Here is a 21,752-nt window from a genome sequence, read left to right as displayed (position 1 = left end):
GCACCGGACAGGTTTCAGGAGGGGCGGCCCGGTGGGCGGCCCCTTTTTCATTGGCGGATGCCCCTCCCCCGGTGCCGGCGGCAGTGCGCCGGTGGCCGGGAATTTTTTACCACGCTTGCGCGAAACCCGTGTTATAACTCCGGCAAAACCCATCAGAGGTCACAAAGAGCAGAACATGAGCACGACGGCAGAACTGGAAGACACTCTGCGCCAGGCGATCCTGGCCAAACCCGACGCCCTGTTGGAAGATCAAAGCGTGATGAACGCGCTGGTCAGCGCCAATGAGCGCGCAATGGGGTCCAATATTGTGGACCTGCGCGGCATCGCGATGGAGCGGATGGAGGCCCGGCTGGACCGGCTGGAGGATACCCATCGGTCCGTGATTGCGGCGGCATATGAGAACCTTGCCGGGACCAACCAGATCCACCGCGCGGTGCTGCGGCTTCTTGATCCGATGGATTTTGAGAGCTATCTTGGCAATCTTGGCGGTGAGCTGGCGGAAATCCTGCGGGTGGACGCGGTGACGCTGGTGCTGGAAACCGCCCATCCCGAACAGGACGCCGCCGTGCAACGCATGGATCAGGTGCTGAAGGTGGTCGAGCCGGGATTCGTGGAGCAATACATCAATCCACAGCGCAATGGCCCTGACCGTCAGGTCACCCTGCGCCAGATGCAGTCCGGCCACGCCCGCACCCATGGCGCCAAGGCTGATTTCATCCGCTCCGAGGCCTGTCTGAAACTGGAATTGGGCGAAGGCCGCCTGCCCGGTCTGCTGGTTCTGGGGTCCGAGGATCCGCATCAGTTCACCCCGCAACATGGCACCGATCTGCTTGCGTTTTTTGCCGGCGTTTTTGAACGGTCGATGCGCCACTGGCTGTCGTGACGCCGCCGTCACCTCTGTTGATCTCCCCGGCATGCCGGGACGCGCTGGAGCAGTGGCTGGCCGGGCTGGCCGCGCTTCAGGGGGCGGCTGAGAACACCGTCACCGCCTATCGCGGCGATGTGGTGGAGTTTCTCGCGTTCATGACCCAACATTTTGGCGGGCCGCAGGGGCTGGGGGCGCTGGCGGAGATTTCCACCGGTGATATGCGCGCCTGGATGGCAGCCACCCGCGCCACAGGTACCGGGGCGCGATCATTGGCGCGCAAACTGTCGGCGGTCAAAAGCTTCTACACTTGGCTGGCTGAGCGGCAGGGGTTTGAGCCCACCGCCGTCTTGTCGGCGCGCAGTCCCAAGTTCCAGAAAAAACTCCCCCGCCCGCTGGCCGAGGATGCGGCGCGGGCGGTGATCGAAACGGTGGAGTTTCAGTCCACCACCGATTGGGTGGCGGCGCGTGATGTGGCGGTGGTGACGCTGCTTTATGGCTGTGGGCTGCGGATCTCCGAGGCCCTGGGGCTGACCGGCGCAGACGCGCCGCCGCCGGCGGTTCTGCGGATCACCGGTAAGGGCGGCAAAGAACGGATCGTGCCGGTGCTGCCTGCCGCGCGTCAGGCGGTGGACCGGTATCTGCGGCTCTGCCCGCATCCGCAGGAGCGGGACGCACCGTTGTTTCGCGGTGTCCGTGGCGGGGCGCTGAATGCGCGGCTTATTCGCAGCGCCATGGCGCAGGCGCGCGCGCAGCTGGGCCTGCCTGCCAGCGCCACGCCACATGCGCTGCGGCACAGCTTTGCCACCCATCTGTTGGAGGCCGGCGGCGACCTGCGCGCCATTCAGGAGCTGTTGGGTCATGCCTCGCTGTCGACAACGCAGGCCTATACGGCGGTCGATACGGCGCATCTGATGGATGTCTACAACCGCGCCCATCCAAAAGCGTAAGGCCTGCGCAAAACATGCCGTCAAAGGGCTGGATTTAACCCGGTAGTAAGGGGCCTGCGCCAGATTGCTGGCGTCAAATCCAGAAGGAGCCCCCCGTGATGAGTATCGTTGCCCAAAGCCAGACCACCGACACCGCGCCGCTTGGCGCGCCGTATAATCCCGCCAATCGCAGTGCTGCCAATGCCAGCACATCCGATATCGGCGATGTGGATTTCAGCCAGTTTTATGAGCAGCTTCTGGCGGATCTGGACAGCGATGGCGACCGTGAGATTTCTGATCAGGAATGGGCGGCCTATCGCGCGGGCAAGGCTGCACGCGGTGAATTTGTCGCCGCACAGGGGCCATCTGATTCCGGTGAGGCGCCGCAGGTCGTGGACAGCCGCAGCCTGACAGAGACACTGTTTCGCAAGGCGCTGATGGAAGATCCTGCCGACCAGTAAAACGGTGGCCCGATGTCGCTGTGGCAGGTGATCCGCGGCTAAGCGTTTGCTTTCACGCCGGTGACATGACCACCGCCAAAGACCCGAATTTTCGCGCATAGCCGAGACGTTTTTCCATTGACCACTTGCGAGGGTGCGGGAAATTCGCCATCAGGGGCGTATGACACCTCAGTATCGTGCCCTCTCCGTTCATCTGCTGACCGCCACCGGCGCGGTTTTTGCAATCCTTGCCATGTTGGCTGCGGCTGATGCCAAGTGGAGCCTGATGTTTGTCTGGCTTGTCGTGGCCTTTGCCGTGGATGGGGTGGATGGGCCGCTGGCGCGGCATTATGAGGTGAAGCGCTACGCGCCGGAGTTCGACGGTGTGCTGCTGGACCTGATCATTGATTACCTCACCTATGTGTTCATCCCGGCCTTTGCGCTGTTCAAATCCGGGTTGATGGCGGGGTGGACCGGTTGGGTGGCGCTGATTGTGATCACCTTTGCCAGTGCCTTGTATTTTGCCGACACGCGGATGAAGACGAAGGATAATTCCTTCTCCGGGTTTCCCGGATGCTGGAATATGCTGGTTCTGGTGATCTTTGCGCTGGAGCCGAGCCATTGGACCAGTCTGGCACTGGTCACCCTGCTGGCGATTGCGATGTTCCTGCCGCTGAAGTTCATTCACCCGGTGCGCACCGAACGCTGGCGCAAGGTGTCGCTGCCGATGGCACTGGCCTGGACGTTTTTTGCCGGTTGGGCCGCCTGGGTCGATTTCCACCCGGCAAGCTGGGCGCATTGGGGGCTGGTGCTGACTTCCGTCTATCTGATTTTTGTCGGCATCGCGCAGCAGATCATCCCCGAGAGCAAGGGCTGAGCGGGCCGTCTCAGGCCGATATCACCAGACTGCGGGTCTCTCCGTGAGACCCGAAACCGGGCTGCGGGCCTGTCGCGTGATGGCGCGATATGCCGCCACCTAAAGTGACCGTTTCCAATGGCGGGCTTGCTCAGGCGGGCCCGTGGCAGCCGGCGACGGATCAGCGGCTTCACCGGGTGAGGACAGCCACCCGCACGGTCGGATCAGACAGATCTCATGCGGCGGACCCCGTGGTCCACCTTCCCCCGGCAAGATACCCCCTTCGCAAGACGCCGATCAGATCAACAGTCCCGCCGCCCCTTCGTGACGCAAAAGAGCGACCTTGGTCTCAACCCCGCCCGCGCCGGAAAATCCCCCAAGACCTGAGGCGCCAAGCACCCGGTGGCAGGGGATGATCACCGGGATCGGATTGGCGCCGCAGGCATTGCCAACGGGCTGGGCGGCTGCGCCCAGATCCTTTGCGATGTCGCCATAGGTGCGGGTTTCGCCCAGCGGGATTGCCGACATGGCGGCGCAGACGGCGCGCTGAAAATCGCTGCCTGCCACCGCCAGCGGCAGGTCGAATGCGGTCAGCTCATGGGCGAAATAGGCACGCAGCTGGGCCAGAGCTTCAGCCGTGAGCGCCGAGCCTGCGACACCGGCGGGCGCGGCCTGCCACGTCAGGCGTACGATTGCGCCATCCTGCTCCCCCACGCACAGCGTGCCGACAGGCGTTTCAAGACTGGCCTCTGCCATCTGATGGGTCGCGGTTTCAGGAGGCTGCACGGGTACGGTGGTCCTTACGCTTGATGCTTGCACACCCTGGGCAGCGTCTGCGGGATCCTGCTCAGCGTCAAGGCGGAACCTTGATCCGGCCCCTGGACCTAACCTTTGGGATAGGAGGCTATGCCTTCGGCAGGGTCGGCTAACCTCAGGTGCCCATGCAATTGCACTAAATTTTAGTAAAACTGGGTCTCAAGTTATGAAGAAGGTCAGTCGCCATGCATATCACCTCCCAAGGAAATATCAGCGTTTACCGCATGCTGAATGGCCACATGAGTGGGCAGGCGGCGACGAAACAGGCGCAGGCCCAGCAGACCGGAACGCTGCCGGGCGGGCTGGAAACTGCCGCCTCCCTGGCGAAGACGGCCAAGGCCGTGTCCCAGCAGGCCGCCATAACCGGACCGAGTGAGGGCGGAAGCCTAATGGCTGCCGGCACCCAGCATCTGCGCACCGTGGTGCAACAGACCCTGCAGGATCTGCAATCGGGTTGCCACGCCGGGCCACTTCCGACCAGCGAAGTGATTGCCCAGAACAACTATCGCGCGGCGCTGCGGGCGATGGGCTGATCCGGTCCCGATTGCCTGCCTTGCGCTGAGCAGAAAACCCCCGGCGTTCTTTGACACCATACCCCCGTCAAAGACGTCAAAAGAAGCGCGCCGCCCGCCCCATCGAGGGGTGGGCGGCGCGCAGATCCCGTTGGGGATCTGAGATCACCGCTGTCCGGGGCAGCACCGGCTACCCATCGCTATTTTAGCTCAGCGCCGCATCGCAGCGCCCGCAGACACCTGCGTGGCTGTGGTTGCCAACATCGGGCAGGATCTTCCAGCAGCGCTGACATTTGTCGCCATCGGCCTTTTCAAACACCACCGACACGCCGTCCACCTCGGGCATGCGGAAGGCTTCTGCCGGGGCCGGATCGCCGCTGAGGGCGATATCGGAGGTGATGCAAACATCGGCGAAATTCACCGATTTCAGCGCCTCCAGCACCTCCGGATCGCGCACATGCACCACCGGCGCGGCCTCCAGCGAGGCACCGATCACCTTGTCCACGCGCTGCACCTCCAGGGCGGCGGTGACCACACGGCGAGCCTGACGGACCTTGGCCCATTTCGCGGCCAGCGGCTCATTCAGCCAATCCGCCGGGGTCGCGGGAATGTCCTGCAAATGCAGTGAGCTGTCCTCACCGGGGAAGCGTTCCAGCCAGACCTCTTCCATGGTGAAGACCAGGATCGGCGCCAGCCAGGTTGTCAGGCGGTGGAACAGAATGTCCAGCACGGTGCGGGCCGCACGCGCATTCAGCGTGTCACCATCGCAGTAGAGCGCATCCTTGCGGACATCGAAGTAGAAGGCCGACAGATCCACGGTGGCAAAGTTGAACACCGCCGAGAAGACGCCCTGGAAATCAAAGGCCTGATAGCCGGTGCGGACCTTGTGATCCAGCTCCGCCAGACGGTGCAGGACCCATTGCTCCAGCTCCGGCATATCCGCAGGCTCGACCCGCTGATCTTCGGAGAAATCCGCCAGGCTGCCGAGCATATAGCGCATGGTATTGCGCAGGCGGCGGTAGCCATCGGCGACGCCTTTCAGGATCTCCGGCCCGATGCGCTGGTCGGCGGTGTAATCGGTCTGCGCCACCCAGAGGCGCAGGATATCAGCGCCATACTGCTGGACGATTTTCTCAGGCACGATGGTATTGCCGAGCGATTTGGACATCTTGTTGCCCTTCTCGTCCAGCGTGAAGCCATGGGTGACCACATTGCGATAGGGCGCGCGACCCTTGGTGCCACAGGCCTGCAACAGCGAGGAATGGAACCAGCCGCGGTGCTGGTCGGTGCCTTCCATGTAGACGTCGGCGATGCCGTCCTCGGTGCCGTCTTCACGGTCGCGCAGCACAAAGGCGTGGGTGGAGCCACTGTCGAACCACACGTCCAGCACGTCAAACACCTGATCATAGTCGTCGGGGGTCACGATGCCGTCGAGCATCTTCTCCTTGAAGCCATCGGTGTACCAGACATCGGCGCCGTGCTCTTCGAACGCGGCCACGATGCGGGCGTTCAGTTCCTCGTTGCGCAGGAGGAAATCGGGATCGGTCGGCAGTACACCCTTCTTGGTGAAGCAGGTGAGCGGCACGCCCCAGGCACGCTGGCGCGACAGCACCCAGTCCGGGCGGCTTTCGATCATCGAGTAGAGACGGTTCCGACCGGTCTGCGGGGTCCACTGCACCAGCTGATCGATGGAATTGAGCGCGCGGGTGCGGATGGTGTCACCCATCTCGCCCATGCCGTCGTCCAGCTCGCGGTCGACGGAGGCAAACCACTGCGGCGTGTTGCGGAATACGATTGGCGCCTTGGAGCGCCAGGAATGCGGGTAGCTATGCGTGACGCGACCTCGGGCGATGATGCCACCGGCCTCAACCAGCTTGGCGATCACAGCGGTGTTGGCTTTGCCTTCCTTGCCCTTTTTGTCAAAGACTTGAAGTCCGGCAAAGAACGGCACATGCGGCAAGAACTCGGATTCTTCGCCCACATTGTGGGTCATGCGGTCGATCCAGTTGCGCGCCACGAAACACTCGTAGTCATCGGCACCATGGCTGGGCGCGGTGTGCACAAAACCGGTGCCCGCATCATCGGTAACATGATCGCCGTCGATCATCGGCACGTCATAATCCCAGAAGCCGTTCGCGCCCTCGATGCCTTTGAATGGATGGTTCAGGATCAGGCCATCGAATTCGGAGGCCTCGACATCGCGAACCTTGGTGAATTCGGTCACGCGGGATTTCTCCAGCGCGTCTGCGGCCAGCGCATCGGCAAAGAGATACAGCTCACCCGGAGTGGTCCAGCTTTCCTCCTGCGTGGCATCCACGCGGTAGAGGCCATAGGCCACCTTCGGGTTATAGGCGACGGCCTTGTTCGAGGGAATGGTCCAGGGGGTGGTGGTCCAGATGACAACGCGGGCTTTCGCAAGTTCTGCAAACGATTGCTGCTGTTGTTCGCTCTCGACCAAGCTGTTCGCGCCAAACGATCCCTTATGGATGCCAAACGGCACCCAGATGGTATGCGACTTGTGGTCGTGATATTCGATCTCCGCCTCGGCCAGGGCGGTTTTCTCTACCGGGGACCACATCACGGGCTTGGAGCCCTGATAGAGCGTGCCGTTCATCAGGAATTTCTGGAATTCCCCCGCGATCACCGCCTCGGCGTGGTAGTTCATGGTGAGGTACGGATCATTCCAATTGCCGGTGATGCCCAGACGCTTGAACTCCTCGCGCTGGATGCCGACCCATTCATCGGCAAAGGCGCGGCATTCCTGACGGAAGTCGACAACCGGCACCTCGTCCTTGTTCTTACCCTTCTTGCGGTACTGCTCTTCGATCTTCCATTCGATCGGCAGGCCGTGGCAGTCCCAACCCGGCACGTAGCGCGCATCAAAGCCCATCATCTGGTGCGAGCGCACGATCATGTCCTTGATCGTTTTGTTCAGCGCGTGGCCGATGTGCAGGTGACCGTTGGCGTAAGGAGGGCCGTCGTGCAGGGTGAAGGGCTTGCGTTCCGCGTCCGTACCCTTGGCGGCGGCGGCCTTTTCGCGGAGTTTGTCATAGACGCCAATCTGGGCCCAACGCTCCAGCCAGCCCGGCTCCCGCTTGGGAAGGCCCGCGCGCATCGGGAAATCGGTTTTGGGCAGATTGAGGGTGTCTTTGTACTCAGGCGTCTGAGGCGTGTCGGCACACATGTGCAGCGTCCTTTGGATGATCTGGTCGTGTTTTGGGATATTCGGTTCGGTGCGATGGCTCAAGCACCTTTGCCCGGCGGCTCACGTGGTCAGAGCGCCGGGGATATAATTCGAATAATGATGGCCGCAACATGGGACATGGAGGCCTTATAGGGCGGCACGGCAGGAGGGTAAAGCGGCAGATCGAGGTTGGCAGACACATATCAATGCGCAATGCTATCAACATTCTTTCAAAATCATTGAGCTATCAAACGTATGCCCTCAACTGATGCCGTTACTATTTCGCTCCCCTTCACGCATCATCAGCTAACATTGCTTCTGGCGACAGTCGGCCTTGTTGGTCTGCTGCTGCTAGCCTGGTACGCCATATCCGTGCCGACCTACAAACAAAAGAAACACCGCTGGACCGGTAACAGTGCTCTGCTGAGTTATGGACTCTGCGTGCTGCCAATCTGGGCCTTTCTCCTGTTCCAGACAGTTTCCGCACTATGGCTTTTATCGGGGAATTTCCCGCCAGATACTGGCGTCGATCTGCGTTGGCATGTGCTTGCCTTTGTGGGGCTGGTGACTGCCACCGGAGGCTTGGTTGGCGCCCCCTTGGCACTATTGCGCGTCTGGGCAAATGAGCGTCAGACCCGAACCGCCGAACAGAACCATATGACGGACCGCATCACCAAAGCTGTGGAACAGCTTGGTGCAGAAAAAACCATCAAACGCGTCATAGGTAATGAGGCTAGTGAAGTCGGATCCGCGCTTTCGCAGATGCTAGCAACACCAAAACCAGTCATCGAGGAAGTTACCGAGCCAAACATCGAAGTCCGTATTGGTGGGTTGCTTGCATTGGAGCGAATATCACGGGATTCGATCACATATGATCGCGGCCGGGACCACCTGTTGGTCATGGACATTCTCTGCGCCTATGTCTGCAATAACTCGCCGCTGAGCACCGCCAAGGATGTTGCCGAAGGGCGTTTCATCCGCATGAAAAACAACCATGTGATTTCACCTCCGGATGATCTGCCCGAGTCTGAGTACACGGATATCCACGAGAGAGTTTTCGAGATACCAAGCCCTCGCTCCGACATCACTTTTGCAATCAAGATTCTCGGGCGCCGTACCCCTGAACAGATCCTACATGAAAGACTGCACGACTACCGCCCGACGCTATCACGCTGCAATCTTCAACGTGCGGATTTTACCGGTGGCGATTATTCATACATGTGTTTCTTCGAGTCGCGTATGGAAGGGGCCTATCTGAACGGAGCCAATTTCTCTCACTGCAACCTGACAGGAGCGGTTGTGACTCGAGGAATTCTGAACGACACAACACTCGACTTCGCAAAGCTGTCCTGCGCGGATTTCAGCCACGCCCAACTACACTCAGCTTCCCTGAGGAGATGTGACTTCTCCTTTACGTATTTCGACCAAACACAAATTGAAGACACAGTCTTTGATATCGAATTAAAGTCGGGAGCGGTCAATGCCATTTGGTTTATAAAGTCCAATCTATACTCTGCGCGGTTTCAAGGCACGATGGGTTACACGTTTAGTGGAGAAATGAAACCAGTCCATAAACATGTACCGCGCAAATGGAGCGCCGTTGTTTACAGGAATGCGACGGTTTCCTCCGCTACGCTGCATTTTTTTGACCCTTATCGTACCTTTGGGGATGGCTCTGTCACTTTGACGAGTGGCCAAAGGCCGGATCACTGGATCGACGAAACACTTGATGATTTTGCATTTGACGCAGCAGTGGAGGCATGGGGCGAAACCTACGAAGAAGTGCCCGACGACTCTTAACAGCGATAAAGACGCACCAACCCGCCGCACAATTGGTCGCAGGGATTGCCCCGCGCGGCGGGTGTACCGGCGGGGCGCTCTGGTGTAGCGACGGGTGGAAAGGTGGAGTTCACATGGTCCAGACGTCCCTCGCGCGGTTTGACATTACGGCAGAGCAGATCGCCTATGTGGTGGATATATTTTATGCGCGGGTGCGCGGCGATGCGGTACTGGGGCCGGTGTTTTCGGCGCATGTGGAGGATTGGCCGGAGCATGAGGCGCTGATCACCCGGTTCTGGCGCAATGCCATCCTGCGGGAGAAATGTTACAGCGGCAATCCGATGCGGGTGCATGTCAGTAGACCCGATGTAAAGCCCGAGCACTTTGCGATCTGGTTGGGGTTGTTTCACGAGGTCTTGCAAGCGGAGCTGCCGGAACGAACCGCGCTGCAATGGGGCGCTCTGGCGGACCGGATCGGCGAAGGGTTCCGCACCGGAATCGTCGCCATGCGCCAGCCAAAAGACGCACCACCAAAGCTATTCTGATCCGCGCAGGCACAGGTGCTCCCGCGCCCATAGATGCCCTGGCGGGGCCAGCGCATCCTTGTGGCCTTCGGCGTGGCTCATGCCGGGCATGAGCCTAGGGCGTGTGGCTAGGTGTCTTTGGTGAACAGGCCAGTGAGGGCGCGCTGGATAACCTTGCGGGTCCGGGGTTTCTGCGCCTTGGAGAAGGTCATCGGACGGCAGACTTCCATGGCGGCGATGCCAACGCGGGCGGAGAGCGCACCATTCACCAGACCTTCGCCGAAACGGCGGGAGAGTTTGGACAGGATCGATCCACCCAGCACCGGTTCCAGCAGGTCATCGCCAACAGCGACAGCGCCAGTGGTCACCAGATGGGCGAGCACCGCGCGGGTAAGCCGCCAGGAGCTGAAGAAGCCAGAGCGCCCGCCGTAGATATCGGCGATGCGGCGGATCATCCGCAGCGAGGTCACCAGCGCCGTCACCACATCGGCCAACGCCAAGGGCACCAGCGCGGTAACGGTTGCGACCTGTCGGGCGCCGCTCTCAACCACGCGCTGGGCGCGGGCATCCAGCGGCGCGAGCAGCTCCGCCTCGGCCAGATGCAGCAGCGCGTCGGCGTCCATGATGTCGCTCTTGCGCTCGTCCAGTCGGGCCAACCCCCATGTGAGATCCTTGCGCCCGCGGTAAAACCGTTCCAATCCCGCAACATAGCTGCGGGCGGCCTTCAGATCAGCGGTGGCATCAGCGGCCTGCCCCCCGGCGGGGTCGGTCGGGTCCGCTGAAAGCAGCGGTTGCGCGTTGCGCAGGCTCTCGACCCGGCGCAGGCGGGAGAGGGCTGCGAGTTCACGCAGGCCCATCAGAAGGGCCAGAAGGACGGCCACGGCAAAGCCTGCGGTGATCGCCCAGCCAAGGAGCGGCACGCGGTCAATCAGCCCGGTGACGAAATCCCAGGCCGCAACCGAGATGACAGCGCCGATCAGTGCTGTCAGACAGGCCCAGAACCAGCGGGCCAGTCGCGATGGGCGACGGCTGGCCAGCGCGGCGGCCTGCGCCAGCGCGGGCTGCGGCAGGTCACTGCTGGCGCCCTCCAGATCCGGGACCGGCGGCGCGCTGGCCACATCCGGGGTTTCGTCTGCGGTGGCGCTGTCTGTGAGGTCGAAGAGGACGGCATCCTTGCGGCTCATGGCGTGTCCTTCTTCGGGCGATCCGGTTTGTCGGCTGAGGGCGCTGTCACTGCAGCGGCGCGGGGTTTGGGTTCTGGCTTCGACGAGGGTGCGGGCCAGATGTATTGAATATCCGGCAACCCTTCGTCGTTGCGCGCGCCATCGGTGCGGGTCTGTTCGACGAAGCCTTCGCGCAGATAGAACCGCTGAGCGCCTTCGTTGGCCTGAAACGTCCAGAGCTGGAGCGGCGACTGCACCGATTTGGCATAGTCCAGCAGCAAGCGGCCAAGCCCCTGCCCGCGCGCCGTGTCGCGCACATAAAGCGCGCAGATCTCCACGCCGTCGCGGGCCAGAAACCCCTCTACCCGTCCGTCGATCTGCGCGATGGTGACCCAGCCGCGATCAATCATAGTGCCGCAAAAGCTGATCGCCTCGGCCCCGGTGTGCTGCTTGGGCATCCAGGGGGTATCAACCTCGAAGCGATGCAGGATCTCGGCGATCTTGCCGGCATCGGTGCTGCGCGCAACACGCAGGATGGGCGGGGATGAGGTTGTCATAGGCGATCTCCGATCAGGAATTCCGCCGCCCGGTCCAGGCGGATGTGGGGCGGGCCATCGCCGGGGCGCAGGGTGAGCGGGGCCGGTGCAAAGGCCATGGCCTGATAGTCCCCATCGAGCCAGCTTTCGGCGCCCTGACGGGCCGGGGTCAGCAGGTGCGAGGGGTCTTGCGGCAGGGCACCGGGATAAAACGCGGCCGGTTTGCCGCTGTCCAGAAGGGTGCCACGCACACAAGGCAGATCGCTGCCGTTGTGGCTGCGCAGCTCCTCTGTTGTGGCGCGCAGCGCGGCGAGCGACAGGGCCGCCGTCTCCGCCCCGGCAAAGCGGGCGCGATCCCGCGCGTCGCGGGTCAGCGCCTCGATGATGGCAGTCAGCTGGGGGTGCTGCTGGTGATGCAGGTGATCAGCCTTGGTCGCCGCAAACAGGATTTTCTCCACCCGCTTGCCGCGCAGGATCTGGCGCAGAAAGCCGTTGCGGCCCGGACGGAAGGCCGCGAGGATATCGGTCATCGCGTGGCGCAGATCCTCCACCGCGCGGGGGCCGGAATGGATGGCGCTCAGGGCATCAACCAGCACCACCTGCCGGTCAATGCGGGCGAAGTGATCGCGAAAGAAGGGTTTGACGACCTTTGATTTATAGGCCTCAAATCGGCGCTCCATCTCGCGGTGCAGGGACCGGCGCGGGGCGGTATCCGACAGCGGGATCGGCGCGAAGGTCAGCACCGGAGAGCCCGCCAGATCGCCGGGCAGCAGGAAGCGCCCCGGTGTGCAGTCGTAATAGCCCGCGGCGCGGGCAGCCTGCAGATAGGCCGCAAAGGCCCCGGCCAAATCCTGCGCCAGCGGCTCATCATGCAGGGCGGTGGCGTCGGCTTTTTGCGCCAGATCCAGAAACGTCTGCGCCTGCGCGCGACCACGAATGCGGGTCAGCACCTCATCGCACCATTGGGCATAGGATTTGTCGAGAAGCGCCAGATCCAGCAGCCATTCGCCGGGGTAATCCACGATATCCAGATGCAGCGTGCGCGGCCCCTGCAAGCCCGACAGCAGCCCGTTGGGCTGAACCCTGAGGCTGAGCCGCAGCTCAGACACAGCCCGGGTGCTGTCGGGCCAATAGGGACGCGGACCTGTGAGGGCGCCAAGGTGATTTTCGTAGTCAAAGCGGGGCACGGTGTCGTCCGGCTGGGGTTGCAGAAACGCCGTCTCGATCCGCCCTTCGCGCGCGGCGGACAGCTGCACCATACGGCCCCGGTTCATCAGATTGGCCACCAGCGAGGTGATGAACACCGTTTTGCCCGCGCGGGCCAGACCGGTGACGCCAAGACGGATTGAGGGCTCAAACAGGCTCTCCGATAGGGAGGCGCCCGCCCCCTCGACGCTGCGCAAAACCCCGTCTGCCAGTGATGATAGTCCCAAAGGTCTGCCCCGCCTTGCGGCCCCTGCGTTGGACCGGATCCTTGTTCAATTTGACCAAGATAGGGGTTGGCGAGGCGCGATACCACCCCGGCGCAGTAGTGGCAGGGACTTGTGCGGCAGCTCCGGCCGCGTTACTTGCCCGCCCATGCCGCGTTTTGCTCTGAAAGTCGAATATCACGGCGCGCCCTTCGCTGGGTGGCAGCGCCAGAAAGATCAGCCCTCGGTTCAGGGGGCGATCGAGGATGCGCTTGCGCGGCTGGAACCCGGCCCGCATACGATTGCAGCGGCGGGGCGCACGGACACCGGCGTGCATGGTCTGGGTCAGGTTGCGCATTGCGACATGGTGAAGGATTGGGATCCGTTCCGCCTGTCCGAGGCGTTGAATTTCCACCTGAAACCCGCGCCCGTGGCGATTGTCGATTGCGCCCGTGTCGACGGTGACTGGCACGCGCGATTTTCTGCGGTTGAGCGGCAGTATCTGTTTCGCATCCTGATCCGGCGCGCCCCGGCAACCCATGAGGCCGGACAGGTCTGGCAGCTCAATCACGATCTGGACGCCGAGGCGATGCAGGAAGCGGCCAATCATCTGATTGGTCAGCATGATTTCACCACCTTCCGGTCATCGATCTGTCAGGCCGCCAGCCCGCTGAAGACGCTGGACGAACTACGGGTTGAGCGGGTTCCGGGTTTTTCCGGGCCGGAAATCCATTTTCATGTGCGCGCGCGGTCCTTCCTGCACAATCAGGTGCGCAGCTTTGTCGGCACGCTGGAGCGGGTCGGCGCGGGAGCCTGGGCGCCCGAGGATGTGAAAACCGCGCTAGAGGCCGAGGATCGCGCCGCCTGCGGGCCGGTCTGCCCCGGTCACGGGCTCTATCTGGCACGCGTCGGATACCCTGACGATCCCTTTGGGATTGCTGAATAACCCTCCAAATTGAACGACGCTTGAGCGCACCGGACGGGTCCGGATCAGACGCACGAATTTTTTCTTCGATTTCGGGGAACCATTCGCGGATGCGTGCGTTTTTCTTCCAGATTTGGGTCCAGAACAGGCAGGCGGCGACATGAACAAGGAAATGGATCTTCTGGGCAGTCTGCTGCGGTATTCCACGTTGCCACTGTCGTTGATCAACCCACAAGCGGAAGAGCTGGAACTGTCCTTCGTCAACCCAGCCTTTGAGAAGGCGACCGGGTATAAGGCTGAGGATGTGATTGACCGCCCCTGCCCGTTGTTTGACGGACCCGCGGTGATGCAAAGCACGCTCAGCGAGCTGAAAGTCGCCCGCGATGGCTTCGACAGCATCGCGCGCACCCTGTGGAACTATGATGCCCATGGGCGCCCCTTCGAATGCTTGACCTATATCGATCCGATCACCGTCACACCCGGTCAGGTCGTCTTGCTGGGCTGCCATTTCATGCTGTCAGCAGAGCTGTCGTCCGCGCCGCCGCTGACCCCTGCGGACGCTGAGGATATTGCGGATCAGATATCGGCCAATGGGTCTACCGGTTCTGGAACTACCGGTCCCGAGCCAGAGCCGGAGCGCGCGGCGGAACTGCATCATCTGGAGACCCAGAAGGACGAACTGCTGGACTATGCGCGAAAAGCGCTCCTGCGTTGTCTGGAGATGCGGCGCAATACGCTTTACAGCCGGATTGACCTTTATTTCAACCGCCATCGCGGCAATCTGTTGGGCGCTGATAGTGCCGATATTGACGCGGCTGCAATGATGCGGGATCCGCTGCTGGGGCCGCGTGAAAATCAGGCCTGACGGCCTGATCTCTGGATACTACGCCTGTGGCACCGGGTCAGCCGCGACCGCGGTAGGGGGGCACCCCTTGGTCTGGGATCCAGACCCCTTCGGGCAGCGGGCCGGTCTGCCAGAACACATCAATCGGGATGCCACCACGCGGGTACCAATAGCCGCCGATGCGCAACCACTGTGGTTCAAGAAAATCGGCCAGACGGCGCGCAATCGACACCGTGCAATCTTCGTGGAATGCGCCGTGGTTGCGGAATGACCCCAGGAACAGCTTCAGCGATTTGCTCTCCACCAGCCATTTGCCCGGCACGTAGTCGATCACCAGATGGGCAAAATCGGGCTGGCCCGTCATCGGGCAGAGCGATGTGAACTCCGGCGCGGTGAAGCGTATGTTGTAAGCCACATCAGCTTGTGGATTGGGCACCCGCTCCAGCTCGGCGTCTTCGGGGCTTGCGGGCATCACCGTGGCCCCGCCCAGTTGTTTCAGGTCTTTGTAGATATCATCAGTCATTTTGTCGTCTCCTCACTCCGCGCGTTCAGACGCCACGTTTGTTGCCCCAGACCAGAACATGCAGCTGCGGCAGCACACGGGGGGCAAACCAGCGGTCGGCGGTCACTTTTTCAATCAGCCAATGCAGCCGTTCGGTGGCGGCGGTCAGATCCACCGGTGTTTCGGGATCAACCTCCGGGTTGCCAGGCTGCAGATAGAGCGGCAGGTCAGGGTAGCGATGTGCCACCGCCTTGGCCCAATCGTAATCGCAGTCATCGAAGATCACGATTTTCAGCACGATCTGATCGCAGCCCCTGGCGGCCGCCAGACAATGGTCGAATTTCTGCCAGTCCACACGGTGGCCGCTGGAGGGCGGCTTCGGGCTAAGCACAAGCGTATCGAGGGCCGCAAACCAAGGCTGGCTGATGGAGCCTTGTGTCTCGCAGGCGAAGCGATAGCCGGCCTCCTTGCCCAAAGCGATCAGCGGCGCGAAGTTCTGGATTGCCGGGTTGCCACCTGAGAGCGAGACCGTCAGTGGCTGACCACCGCTGAGGCGGGTCACCTCCTGCCAGACCTCATCCGTGGCCATCGGCGCCCAGGTGTCGCGGAAGCGGCTGTCCACCGCATGCAGGCTGTCGCACCAGCTGCAGCGATAGTCACAGCCGCCTGCGCGGACAAATACGGTGGGTTCACCGATCAGCGCCCCTTCGCCCTGGATCGTCGGGCCAAAGATTTCCGCGATACGCAGCGTGGTCGGCGCCGAACGGCAGGTCCCCTGCCTATGCGCAGGGGAGGATGTGTCACCGGTCGCGCGCACGGCGCGCGGTATTAGAACCTCGGTCATGGTCGGTATTCCGCCCAGGTCTTGGGCGTCTCAGACACCCGCACCGCGGCGGTTTCCGGCCAGCGGGCAGCACACCAGTCATAGAAATGACGCGCCATGTTTTCTGCGGTGGAGGGGCCCTCCATCACATCATTCAGATGGCGGTGATCAAAGCTTCCGTCGATGTAATTCTTCAGCGGCGCCAACTCGTGATAATCGCGGACAAAACCATCGCTGTTCAGCTCAGCGCCCGCCAGTTCGATCACCACGATGTAGTTGTGCCCATGCAGCCGGGCACATTGGTGATCTGCTGGCAGATGCGTCAGCTGATGCGATGCGGAGAAGTGGAATTCCTTGGTGATGCGGAACATTATGCGCCCCCCTCTTTGATGGCGGTGCGCCAGAAATCCGGGTCAGCGTAGACCGTGGGATCCTCTACCCCCGCCAGATCAAAGGCCTCGCGGCGTTCGACGCAGGTGCCGCAGCGCCCGCAGTGATGCTCACCGCCTTTGTAGCAGGACCATGTCTCGACAAAGGGGGTGTTCACTGCCGCGCCTGCGGCGACAATATCCCCTTTGGAGCGATGCACGAAAGGCGTCACCAGCGCCACATCCGCATAGCCATCCAGCGCCATGCGCTGCATCACGTCGAAGGCATCGGTGAAGGCCGGGCGACAGTCCGGGTAGATAAAGTGATCGCCGCCATGCACCGCCGTTGCCACGGCCGTATCGCCCTTGGCGGCGGCAATCCCGTAGGCAATGGTCAGCATGATGGCATTGCGGTTTGGCACAACCGTGACCTTCATGGTCTCTTCGGCGTAATGCCCGTCCGGCACATCGATATCATCGGTCAATGCAGAACCGCTGAGCGCGGCGCCGATCGAACGCATGTCGATGATCTCATGCGGAACCCCAAGCCGTTGCCCACAGGCGGCGGCGTAATCGAGTTCCTTGCGATGACGCTGTCCGTAGTCGAACGACACCAGGCGCGAGAGCTGCCCTTCGGCAGCAAGAATATGGGCAAGGGACACGGAATCGAGCCCGCCCGAGCAGATGACAAGTGTTTTCAAGTTTTCAGTCCTTGTTTTGATATCCGGGTAGGCTGCGACCGGAAGGCGTGCGTATAGCGACTGTCGTTAACCACGGCAAGATATCCACAGGAAATTTCCGCTACGTCAGGATCTGCGGTGATCGACTTTGGTGTGACGTAATTTTTTGATTTCTTTTCAGCACATTAGCCCAAACACAAAAAGCGCCCTCCTAGTGGAGAGCGCCTGAGCGTGGTTTTTGGACGTCCGTTTTCCCAGCACTCCGCAAGGGGCCGGGGCAGACCGTTAACCGAGATTTTCCTGACTGTAGGCTTTCAACTCGGCCCGTGCGACCTGTCGGCGGTGCACCGCATCCGGCCCATCGGCAAGGCGCAGGGTGCGCACATGGGTCCAGGCCTGCGCCAGCGGCGTGTCCTGGCTGATGCCCTGCCCGCCATGCATCTGCACCGCCTCGTCGATCACCTTCAGCGCGACGCGTGGGGCAACCACTTTGATCTGGCTGATCCAGGGCGCCGCAGCGCGGGCGTCCCCCTGATCCATATACCATGCCGCCTTGAGACAGAGGAGACGGGCCATTTCGATCTCCATCCGGCATTCGGCGATGATGTCGTAGTTGGCGCCAAGCTGGGCCAGCGGCTTGCCAAAGGCCTCTCGGCGCAGCGAGCGGCGGCAGAGCTGTTCCAGCGCGCTTTCGGCCTGACCGATGGCGCGCATGCAATGGTGAATACGCCCCGGCCCAAGGCGACCCTGCGCGATTTCAAATCCGCGCCCCTCTCCCAGCAGCATATGGTCTGCCGGAATGCGCACATCTGAGAAGCGGATATGCATATGACCATGGGGCGCGTCATCGTGACCGTAGACCTCCATCGGGCGCAGCACCTCGATACCCGGCGCATCCGCAGGCACCACGACCATCGACTGGCGCTTGTGCTTGGGCAGGTCGTCGTCGCCAGTACGCACCATGACGATATAAACCTTGCAGCGCGGATCCCCAGCGCCTGAGGCCCACCATTTTTCGCCGTTCAGCACATAGTCATCGCCGTCGCGCACGCAGGACATGGCAATATTGGTGGCATCCGAGCTGGCGACGTCCGGCTCCGTCATCAGATAGGCCGAGCGGATCTGCCCCTGCAGGAGCGGGGCGAGCCATTGCTGTTTCATCGCCTCGGTGCCGTAACGCTCAAACACTTCCATATTGCCGGTGTCGGGTGCTGAGCAGTTGAAGACCTCTGCCCCCAGCGGGGTTTTTCCCATTTCTTCAGCAAAGTAGGCATATTCGACGGTCGAGAGGCCAAACCCCTTGTCACTGTCGGTGAGCCAGAAGTTCCACAGGCCCTGCGCCTTGGCCTCGGCTTTCAGACCTTCTAGGATTTCGGCCTGCCGGTCGGTGTACTGCCAGCGGTCGCCCTTGCCGATTTCCGCGTGATACTCGGCCTCCAGCGGCATGATTTCATCTCGGATCATCGCGGCCACCCGGTCCAGAAGCGCGCGGTTTTCGCTCCGCATTCCCAAGTTCATGTCCATCCCGGCGCCTCTTTGTGTTGTTTCCCTTGGGTGCAGCATGGCGCGGGGGTTGTGGCGCTGTCCAGCCGCGTGACGGGACGTCACGGGAGTATGACCGCAGCGAGACAAGAGAAAACGGACCCCGAAGGGTCCGTTTCGTAAGCGGTTACTCTGCCGCCTCGGCGTAGTCCTCCATCGGCGGGCAGGTGCAGACCAGATGGCGGTCGCCATAGGCATTGTCGACGCGGTTCACCGGCGGCCAGTATTTGTCGACCCGGAAGGCCCCCGGAGGGAAGCAGCCCTGTTCACGGGAATAGGGGCGATCCCAGTCTTTCACGAGGTCTTCCATCGTGTGGGGGGCGTTTTTCAGCGCGTTATTGTCCGCATCCATCTCGCCTGCCTCAACCGCGCGGATTTCCTCGCGGATCGACAGCATCGCCTCGCAGAAGCGATCCAGCTCGGCCTTGGTCTCGGACTCGGTGGGTTCTACCATCAGGGTGCCCGCGACGGGCCAGGACATGGTCGGTGCGTGAAAACCGCTGTCGATCAGTCGCTTGGCTACATCATCCACGGTGACATTGGCGCTGGCCTCAAACGGGCGGGTGTCCAGAATACACTCATGCGCGACGCGGCCCGTGGGGCCCTTATAGAGCACGTCATAGGCGCCTTCGAGGCGCTTGGCGATGTAGTTGGCATTGAGGATTGCCACCTTCGTCGCCTGCGTCAGGCCCGCACCGCCCATCATCAGGCAGTAGGCCCAACTGATGGTCAGAATGGAGGCAGAGCCGAAGGGCGCGGCCGAGACCGGACCTTCCTGACCGCCGGTTTCCGGGTGGCCGGGCAGATGTGGTTGCAAATGCGCCTTCACCCCAATCGGACCCATGCCAGGGCCGCCGCCACCATGCGGGATGGCAAAGGTTTTATGCAGGTTCAGGTGGCTCACATCGCCGCCCAGATCGCCAGGACGGGACAGGCCCACCATCGCGTTCATATTGGCACCGTCGATATAGACCTGACCGCCGTGATCATGGGTGATCTTGCAGACCTCATGCACGGTTTCTTCGAACACGCCGTGGGTCGAGGGGTAGGTGATCATGCAGCCTGCAAGGTTTTCGGCGTATTTCTCTGCCTTTTCGCGAAAATCGTCGAGGTCGATATCGCCGTTTTCTGCGGATTTCACCACCACAACTTTCCACCCCACCATCTGGGCAGAGGCCGGGTTGGTGCCATGGGCGGACATCGGGATCAGACAGATGTTGCGATGGCCCTGCCCGTTGGCGCGGTGGTAGGCCGCGATGGACAGAAGGCCCGCATATTCGCCCTGCGCGCCAGAGTTCGGCTGCATGGAAATCGCCTCATAGCCGGTGATCTGGCACAGTTTCTCTGACAGGTCGCTGACCATCTCGGCGTAGCCCTGCATTTGATCAGCAGGCGCAAAGGGGTGGATATTGGCAAATTCCGGCCAGCTGAGCGGCATCATTTCTGCCGCGGCGTTGAGCTTCATCGTGCAGGACCCCAGCGGGATCATCGCGCGGTCCAGCGCCAGATCGCGGTCGGCCAGACGGCGCATATAGCGCATCATCTCGGTCTCGGCCCGGTTCATGTGGAAAATCGGATGCGTCAGGTAATCAGATGTGCGGTGCATGTTCTCTGGCACGCGATACTCAGGCGTGAAATCATCGTCGCCGCGGCGGATGCCGAAGGCGCGCCAGACCGCTTCGATGGTTTCAGAGCGGGTCACCTCATCCAGGGTGATGCCAACGCGGGTTTCGCCAACCCGGCGCAGGTTCAGCCCTTCGTCCACGGCGGATTTCAACACCGCCTCCTGCAAGGGGCCAACATCCACGGTGATCGTGTCGAAGAAGGATCTGGGATCCACCTTGAAGCCCGCGTCCTCCAGCCCCTTGGCCAGACGGACGGTCTTGCGGTGGATGCGTTGTGCGATGGCTTTCAGACCCTTGGGGCCGTGGAAGACTGCATACATAGACGCCATCACCGCCAGCAAGGCCTGCGCGGTACAGACGTTGGAGGTCGCCTTCTCCCGGCGGATGTGCTGTTCGCGGGTTTGCAGGGACAGGCGATAGGCCCGGTTGCCATGGGCATCGACTGACACGCCGACGATGCGGCCCGGGATCGCGCGTTTATAGGCATCCTTGGTGGCCATATAGGCCGCATGCGGACCACCGGCGCCAACCGGCACGCCAAAGCGCTGGGTCGAGCCGACAGCGATATCGGCGCCCATCGCGCCGGGTTCCTTCAGCAGGGTCAGCGACAACGGATCTGCCGCGACAACGCCGATGGCCTTATGCGCGTGCAGCTGGGCGATGTGATCGGTAAAATCGCGCACGTGGCCATAGGTGCCGGGATATTGGAACAGCGCGCCAAAGACCGCCGAGGCGTCCAGCTTATCCGGGTTGCCTACAATCACCTCAATCCCCAGCGGCGCGGCGCGGGTCTGGATCACGGCGATGTTCTGCGGGTGGCAGTCGCGATCGACAAAAAACGCCTTGGCCTTCGATTTAGAGACCCGCTGCGCCACAGTCATCGCCTCGGCGCAGGCGGTCGCCTCATCCAGAAGCGAGGCATTGGCGATTTCCAGTCCGGTGAGGTCTGAGATCATGGTCTGGAAGTTCAGCAGCGCCTCAAGACGGCCCTGCGAGATTTCGGGCTGATAGGGCGTGTAGGCCGTGTACCAGGCCGGGTTTTCCAGAATGTTGCGCTGAATCGCGGGCGGGGTCACGGTGCCGTGGTAGCCCTGACCAATAAGCGAGGTCTTCAGAACGTTCTTACCCGCGACCTCACGCATGTGATGCAGCAGCTCGCGTTCGGATAGGGGGCGGCCAAACTCCAGCGCGGCGGCCTGACGGATGGTGGCGGGCACGGTGTCGTCGATCAGCGCGTCCAGGCTCTTGGCGCCGACCACGGCGAGCATGTCGTCCATCTCCTCAGGTGACGGTCCGATATGACGGCGGTTGGCAAAGTCGTACGGCAGATAATCCGTGGGTTCAAAAGACATATGTCGCCCTCTTCAGCAACAGGAGGTTAAGGCAGCAGGAGGCTGCGGGCAGGCCCAATCTTGCGGCTGGTTGCCGCG

Annotated in this window: 20 protein-coding genes; 9 read left to right on the top strand and 11 right to left on the bottom strand. The window is 61.9% G+C overall.

What is annotated here, in order from left to right:
• The first annotated feature begins 175 nt into the window (after nucleotides 1–175).
• From D1820_RS15995 to D1820_RS15980, 4 genes are all read left to right on the top strand, one after another.
• Nucleotides 176–883, top strand: a complete 708-nt coding sequence (locus D1820_RS15995; RefSeq protein WP_040172710.1) for a DUF484 family protein — start codon at nucleotides 176–178, stop codon at nucleotides 881–883.
• Between the two features lie 14 nt (nucleotides 884–897).
• Nucleotides 898–1,815, top strand: a complete 918-nt coding sequence (locus tag D1820_RS15990; protein WP_371311717.1) for a tyrosine recombinase XerC — start codon at nucleotides 898–900, stop codon at nucleotides 1,813–1,815.
• Between the two features lie 98 nt (nucleotides 1,816–1,913).
• The gene (locus D1820_RS15985) at nucleotides 1,914–2,255 is read left to right on the top strand and encodes a hypothetical protein (protein ID WP_118069741.1); all 342 of its coding nucleotides are present in this window, start codon (nucleotides 1,914–1,916) and stop codon (nucleotides 2,253–2,255) included.
• A gap of 160 nt (nucleotides 2,256–2,415) precedes the next feature.
• Complete coding sequence (locus D1820_RS15980; RefSeq protein WP_096870656.1) at nucleotides 2,416–3,111, top strand: phosphatidylcholine/phosphatidylserine synthase; 696 nt, start codon at nucleotides 2,416–2,418, stop codon at nucleotides 3,109–3,111.
• A gap of 276 nt (nucleotides 3,112–3,387) precedes the next feature.
• On the opposite strand, the gene D1820_RS15975 is transcribed toward D1820_RS15980, so the two are convergent.
• Entirely contained in the window at nucleotides 3,388–3,846 is a 459-nt protein-coding gene (locus D1820_RS15975; protein WP_118069740.1) for a methylated-DNA--[protein]-cysteine S-methyltransferase, read from the bottom strand.
• Nucleotides 3,847–4,091: 245 nt separating this feature from the next.
• On the opposite strand from D1820_RS15975, the gene D1820_RS15970 reads away from it, so the two are divergent.
• Nucleotides 4,092–4,439, top strand: a complete 348-nt coding sequence (locus D1820_RS15970) for a hypothetical protein (RefSeq protein WP_118069739.1) — start codon at nucleotides 4,092–4,094, stop codon at nucleotides 4,437–4,439.
• 184 nt (nucleotides 4,440–4,623) lie between these two features.
• Here D1820_RS15970 and ileS read toward each other — a convergent pair whose 3' ends face one another.
• Nucleotides 4,624–7,602, bottom strand: a complete 2,979-nt coding sequence (ileS, locus tag D1820_RS15965) for an isoleucine--tRNA ligase (RefSeq protein ID WP_118069738.1) — start codon at nucleotides 7,600–7,602, stop codon at nucleotides 4,624–4,626.
• A gap of 255 nt (nucleotides 7,603–7,857) precedes the next feature.
• Between ileS and D1820_RS15960 the strand changes: the two genes are divergently transcribed.
• A complete protein-coding gene (locus D1820_RS15960) occupies nucleotides 7,858–9,402 on the top strand; it encodes a pentapeptide repeat-containing protein (RefSeq protein WP_118069737.1) in 1,545 nt (514 codons plus the stop codon).
• Nucleotides 9,403–9,515: 113 nt separating this feature from the next.
• Entirely contained in the window at nucleotides 9,516–9,926 is a 411-nt protein-coding gene (locus D1820_RS15955; protein WP_096788664.1) for a group III truncated hemoglobin, read from the top strand.
• Nucleotides 9,927–10,033: 107 nt separating this feature from the next.
• On the opposite strand, the gene D1820_RS15950 is transcribed toward D1820_RS15955, so the two are convergent.
• Genes D1820_RS15950 through D1820_RS15940 form a run of 3 tightly spaced genes read right to left on the bottom strand, consistent with a single transcriptional unit; the run spans nucleotide 10,034 to nucleotide 13,037 of the window.
• Nucleotides 10,034–11,089, bottom strand: coding sequence for a YcjF family protein (locus D1820_RS15950; RefSeq protein WP_118069736.1), 1,056 nt, complete (start codon nucleotides 11,087–11,089; stop codon nucleotides 10,034–10,036).
• Complete coding sequence (locus tag D1820_RS15945; RefSeq protein ID WP_118069735.1) at nucleotides 11,086–11,625, bottom strand: GNAT family N-acetyltransferase; 540 nt, start codon at nucleotides 11,623–11,625, stop codon at nucleotides 11,086–11,088. The genes D1820_RS15950 and D1820_RS15945 overlap by 4 nt, the downstream gene beginning before the upstream one ends.
• Nucleotides 11,622–13,037: a YcjX family protein gene (locus D1820_RS15940; RefSeq protein ID WP_118069734.1), complete on the bottom strand. Its 1,416-nt coding sequence runs from the start codon at nucleotides 13,035–13,037 to the stop codon at nucleotides 11,622–11,624. The genes D1820_RS15945 and D1820_RS15940 overlap by 4 nt, the downstream gene beginning before the upstream one ends.
• Before the next feature lie 145 nt (nucleotides 13,038–13,182).
• On the opposite strand from D1820_RS15940, the gene truA reads away from it, so the two are divergent.
• Both truA and D1820_RS15930 read left to right on the top strand, forming a co-directional pair.
• Entirely contained in the window at nucleotides 13,183–13,959 is a 777-nt protein-coding gene (truA, locus tag D1820_RS15935; protein ID WP_118069733.1) for a tRNA pseudouridine(38-40) synthase TruA, read from the top strand.
• A 139-nt stretch (nucleotides 13,960–14,098) separates the two neighbouring features.
• The gene (locus tag D1820_RS15930) at nucleotides 14,099–14,803 is read left to right on the top strand and encodes a PAS domain-containing protein (protein WP_254683330.1); all 705 of its coding nucleotides are present in this window, start codon (nucleotides 14,099–14,101) and stop codon (nucleotides 14,801–14,803) included.
• 37 nt (nucleotides 14,804–14,840) lie between these two features.
• Here the strand turns inward: D1820_RS15930 and queF are convergent, their stop codons facing one another.
• From queF to gcvP, 6 genes are all read right to left on the bottom strand, one after another.
• Complete coding sequence (gene queF / locus D1820_RS15925) at nucleotides 14,841–15,305, bottom strand: preQ(1) synthase (RefSeq protein WP_040180360.1); 465 nt, start codon at nucleotides 15,303–15,305, stop codon at nucleotides 14,841–14,843.
• Between the two features lie 25 nt (nucleotides 15,306–15,330).
• The gene (queE, locus tag D1820_RS15920) at nucleotides 15,331–16,128 is read right to left on the bottom strand and encodes a 7-carboxy-7-deazaguanine synthase QueE (protein ID WP_254683329.1); all 798 of its coding nucleotides are present in this window, start codon (nucleotides 16,126–16,128) and stop codon (nucleotides 15,331–15,333) included.
• Nucleotides 16,125–16,478: a 6-carboxytetrahydropterin synthase QueD gene (gene queD / locus D1820_RS15915; protein WP_102897590.1), complete on the bottom strand. Its 354-nt coding sequence runs from the start codon at nucleotides 16,476–16,478 to the stop codon at nucleotides 16,125–16,127. The genes queE and queD overlap by 4 nt, the downstream gene beginning before the upstream one ends.
• Nucleotides 16,478–17,176, bottom strand: a complete 699-nt coding sequence (gene queC, locus D1820_RS15910; protein ID WP_118069732.1) for a 7-cyano-7-deazaguanine synthase QueC — start codon at nucleotides 17,174–17,176, stop codon at nucleotides 16,478–16,480. Before queC ends, queD begins: the two co-directional genes overlap by 1 nt.
• Nucleotides 17,177–17,440: 264 nt before the next feature.
• Entirely contained in the window at nucleotides 17,441–18,679 is a 1,239-nt protein-coding gene (locus D1820_RS15905; RefSeq protein WP_118069731.1) for an acyl-CoA dehydrogenase family protein, read from the bottom strand.
• Nucleotides 18,680–18,824: 145 nt separating this feature from the next.
• Nucleotides 18,825–21,674: an aminomethyl-transferring glycine dehydrogenase gene (gene gcvP / locus D1820_RS15900; protein ID WP_118069730.1), complete on the bottom strand. Its 2,850-nt coding sequence runs from the start codon at nucleotides 21,672–21,674 to the stop codon at nucleotides 18,825–18,827.
• Between the last annotated feature and the right edge of the window lie 78 nt (nucleotides 21,675–21,752).

The organism is Phaeobacter sp. LSS9, from assembly GCF_003443595.1.
In the GTDB taxonomy this organism is placed as follows: Bacteria; Pseudomonadota; Alphaproteobacteria; order Rhodobacterales; family Rhodobacteraceae; genus Phaeobacter; species Phaeobacter piscinae.
The sequence above is the reverse complement of the archived record's forward strand: the minus strand, read 5'-3'. Positions and strand labels throughout refer to the sequence as shown.

Bases quoted from the DNA above. Each gene is read 5' to 3' on its own strand.
- D1820_RS15995 (WP_040172710.1), top strand. From the start codon at position 176: ATGAGCACGACGGCAGAACTGGAAGACACTCTGCGCCAGGCGATCCTG.
- D1820_RS15985 (WP_118069741.1), top strand. From the start codon at position 1,914: ATGAGTATCGTTGCCCAAAGCCAGACCACCGACACCGCGCCGCTTGGC.
- D1820_RS15980 (WP_096870656.1), top strand. From the start codon at position 2,416: ATGACACCTCAGTATCGTGCCCTCTCCGTTCATCTGCTGACCGCCACC.
- D1820_RS15975 (WP_118069740.1), bottom strand. From the start codon at position 3,846: ATGGCAGAGGCCAGTCTTGAAACGCCTGTCGGCACGCTGTGCGTGGGG.
- D1820_RS15970 (WP_118069739.1), top strand. From the start codon at position 4,092: ATGCATATCACCTCCCAAGGAAATATCAGCGTTTACCGCATGCTGAAT.
- ileS (WP_118069738.1), bottom strand. From the start codon at position 7,602: ATGTGTGCCGACACGCCTCAGACGCCTGAGTACAAAGACACCCTCAAT.
- D1820_RS15960 (WP_118069737.1), top strand. From the start codon at position 7,858: ATGCCCTCAACTGATGCCGTTACTATTTCGCTCCCCTTCACGCATCAT.
- D1820_RS15955 (WP_096788664.1), top strand. From the start codon at position 9,516: ATGGTCCAGACGTCCCTCGCGCGGTTTGACATTACGGCAGAGCAGATC.
- D1820_RS15950 (WP_118069736.1), bottom strand. From the start codon at position 11,089: ATGAGCCGCAAGGATGCCGTCCTCTTCGACCTCACAGACAGCGCCACC.
- D1820_RS15945 (WP_118069735.1), bottom strand. From the start codon at position 11,625: ATGACAACCTCATCCCCGCCCATCCTGCGTGTTGCGCGCAGCACCGAT.
- truA (WP_118069733.1), top strand. From the start codon at position 13,183: ATGCCGCGTTTTGCTCTGAAAGTCGAATATCACGGCGCGCCCTTCGCT.
- D1820_RS15930 (WP_254683330.1), top strand. From the start codon at position 14,099: ATGAACAAGGAAATGGATCTTCTGGGCAGTCTGCTGCGGTATTCCACG.
- queF (WP_040180360.1), bottom strand. From the start codon at position 15,305: ATGACTGATGATATCTACAAAGACCTGAAACAACTGGGCGGGGCCACG.
- queE (WP_254683329.1), bottom strand. From the start codon at position 16,128: ATGACCGAGGTTCTAATACCGCGCGCCGTGCGCGCGACCGGTGACACA.
- queD (WP_102897590.1), bottom strand. From the start codon at position 16,478: ATGTTCCGCATCACCAAGGAATTCCACTTCTCCGCATCGCATCAGCTG.
- D1820_RS15905 (WP_118069731.1), bottom strand. From the start codon at position 18,679: ATGGACATGAACTTGGGAATGCGGAGCGAAAACCGCGCGCTTCTGGAC.
- gcvP (WP_118069730.1), bottom strand. From the start codon at position 21,674: ATGTCTTTTGAACCCACGGATTATCTGCCGTACGACTTTGCCAACCGC.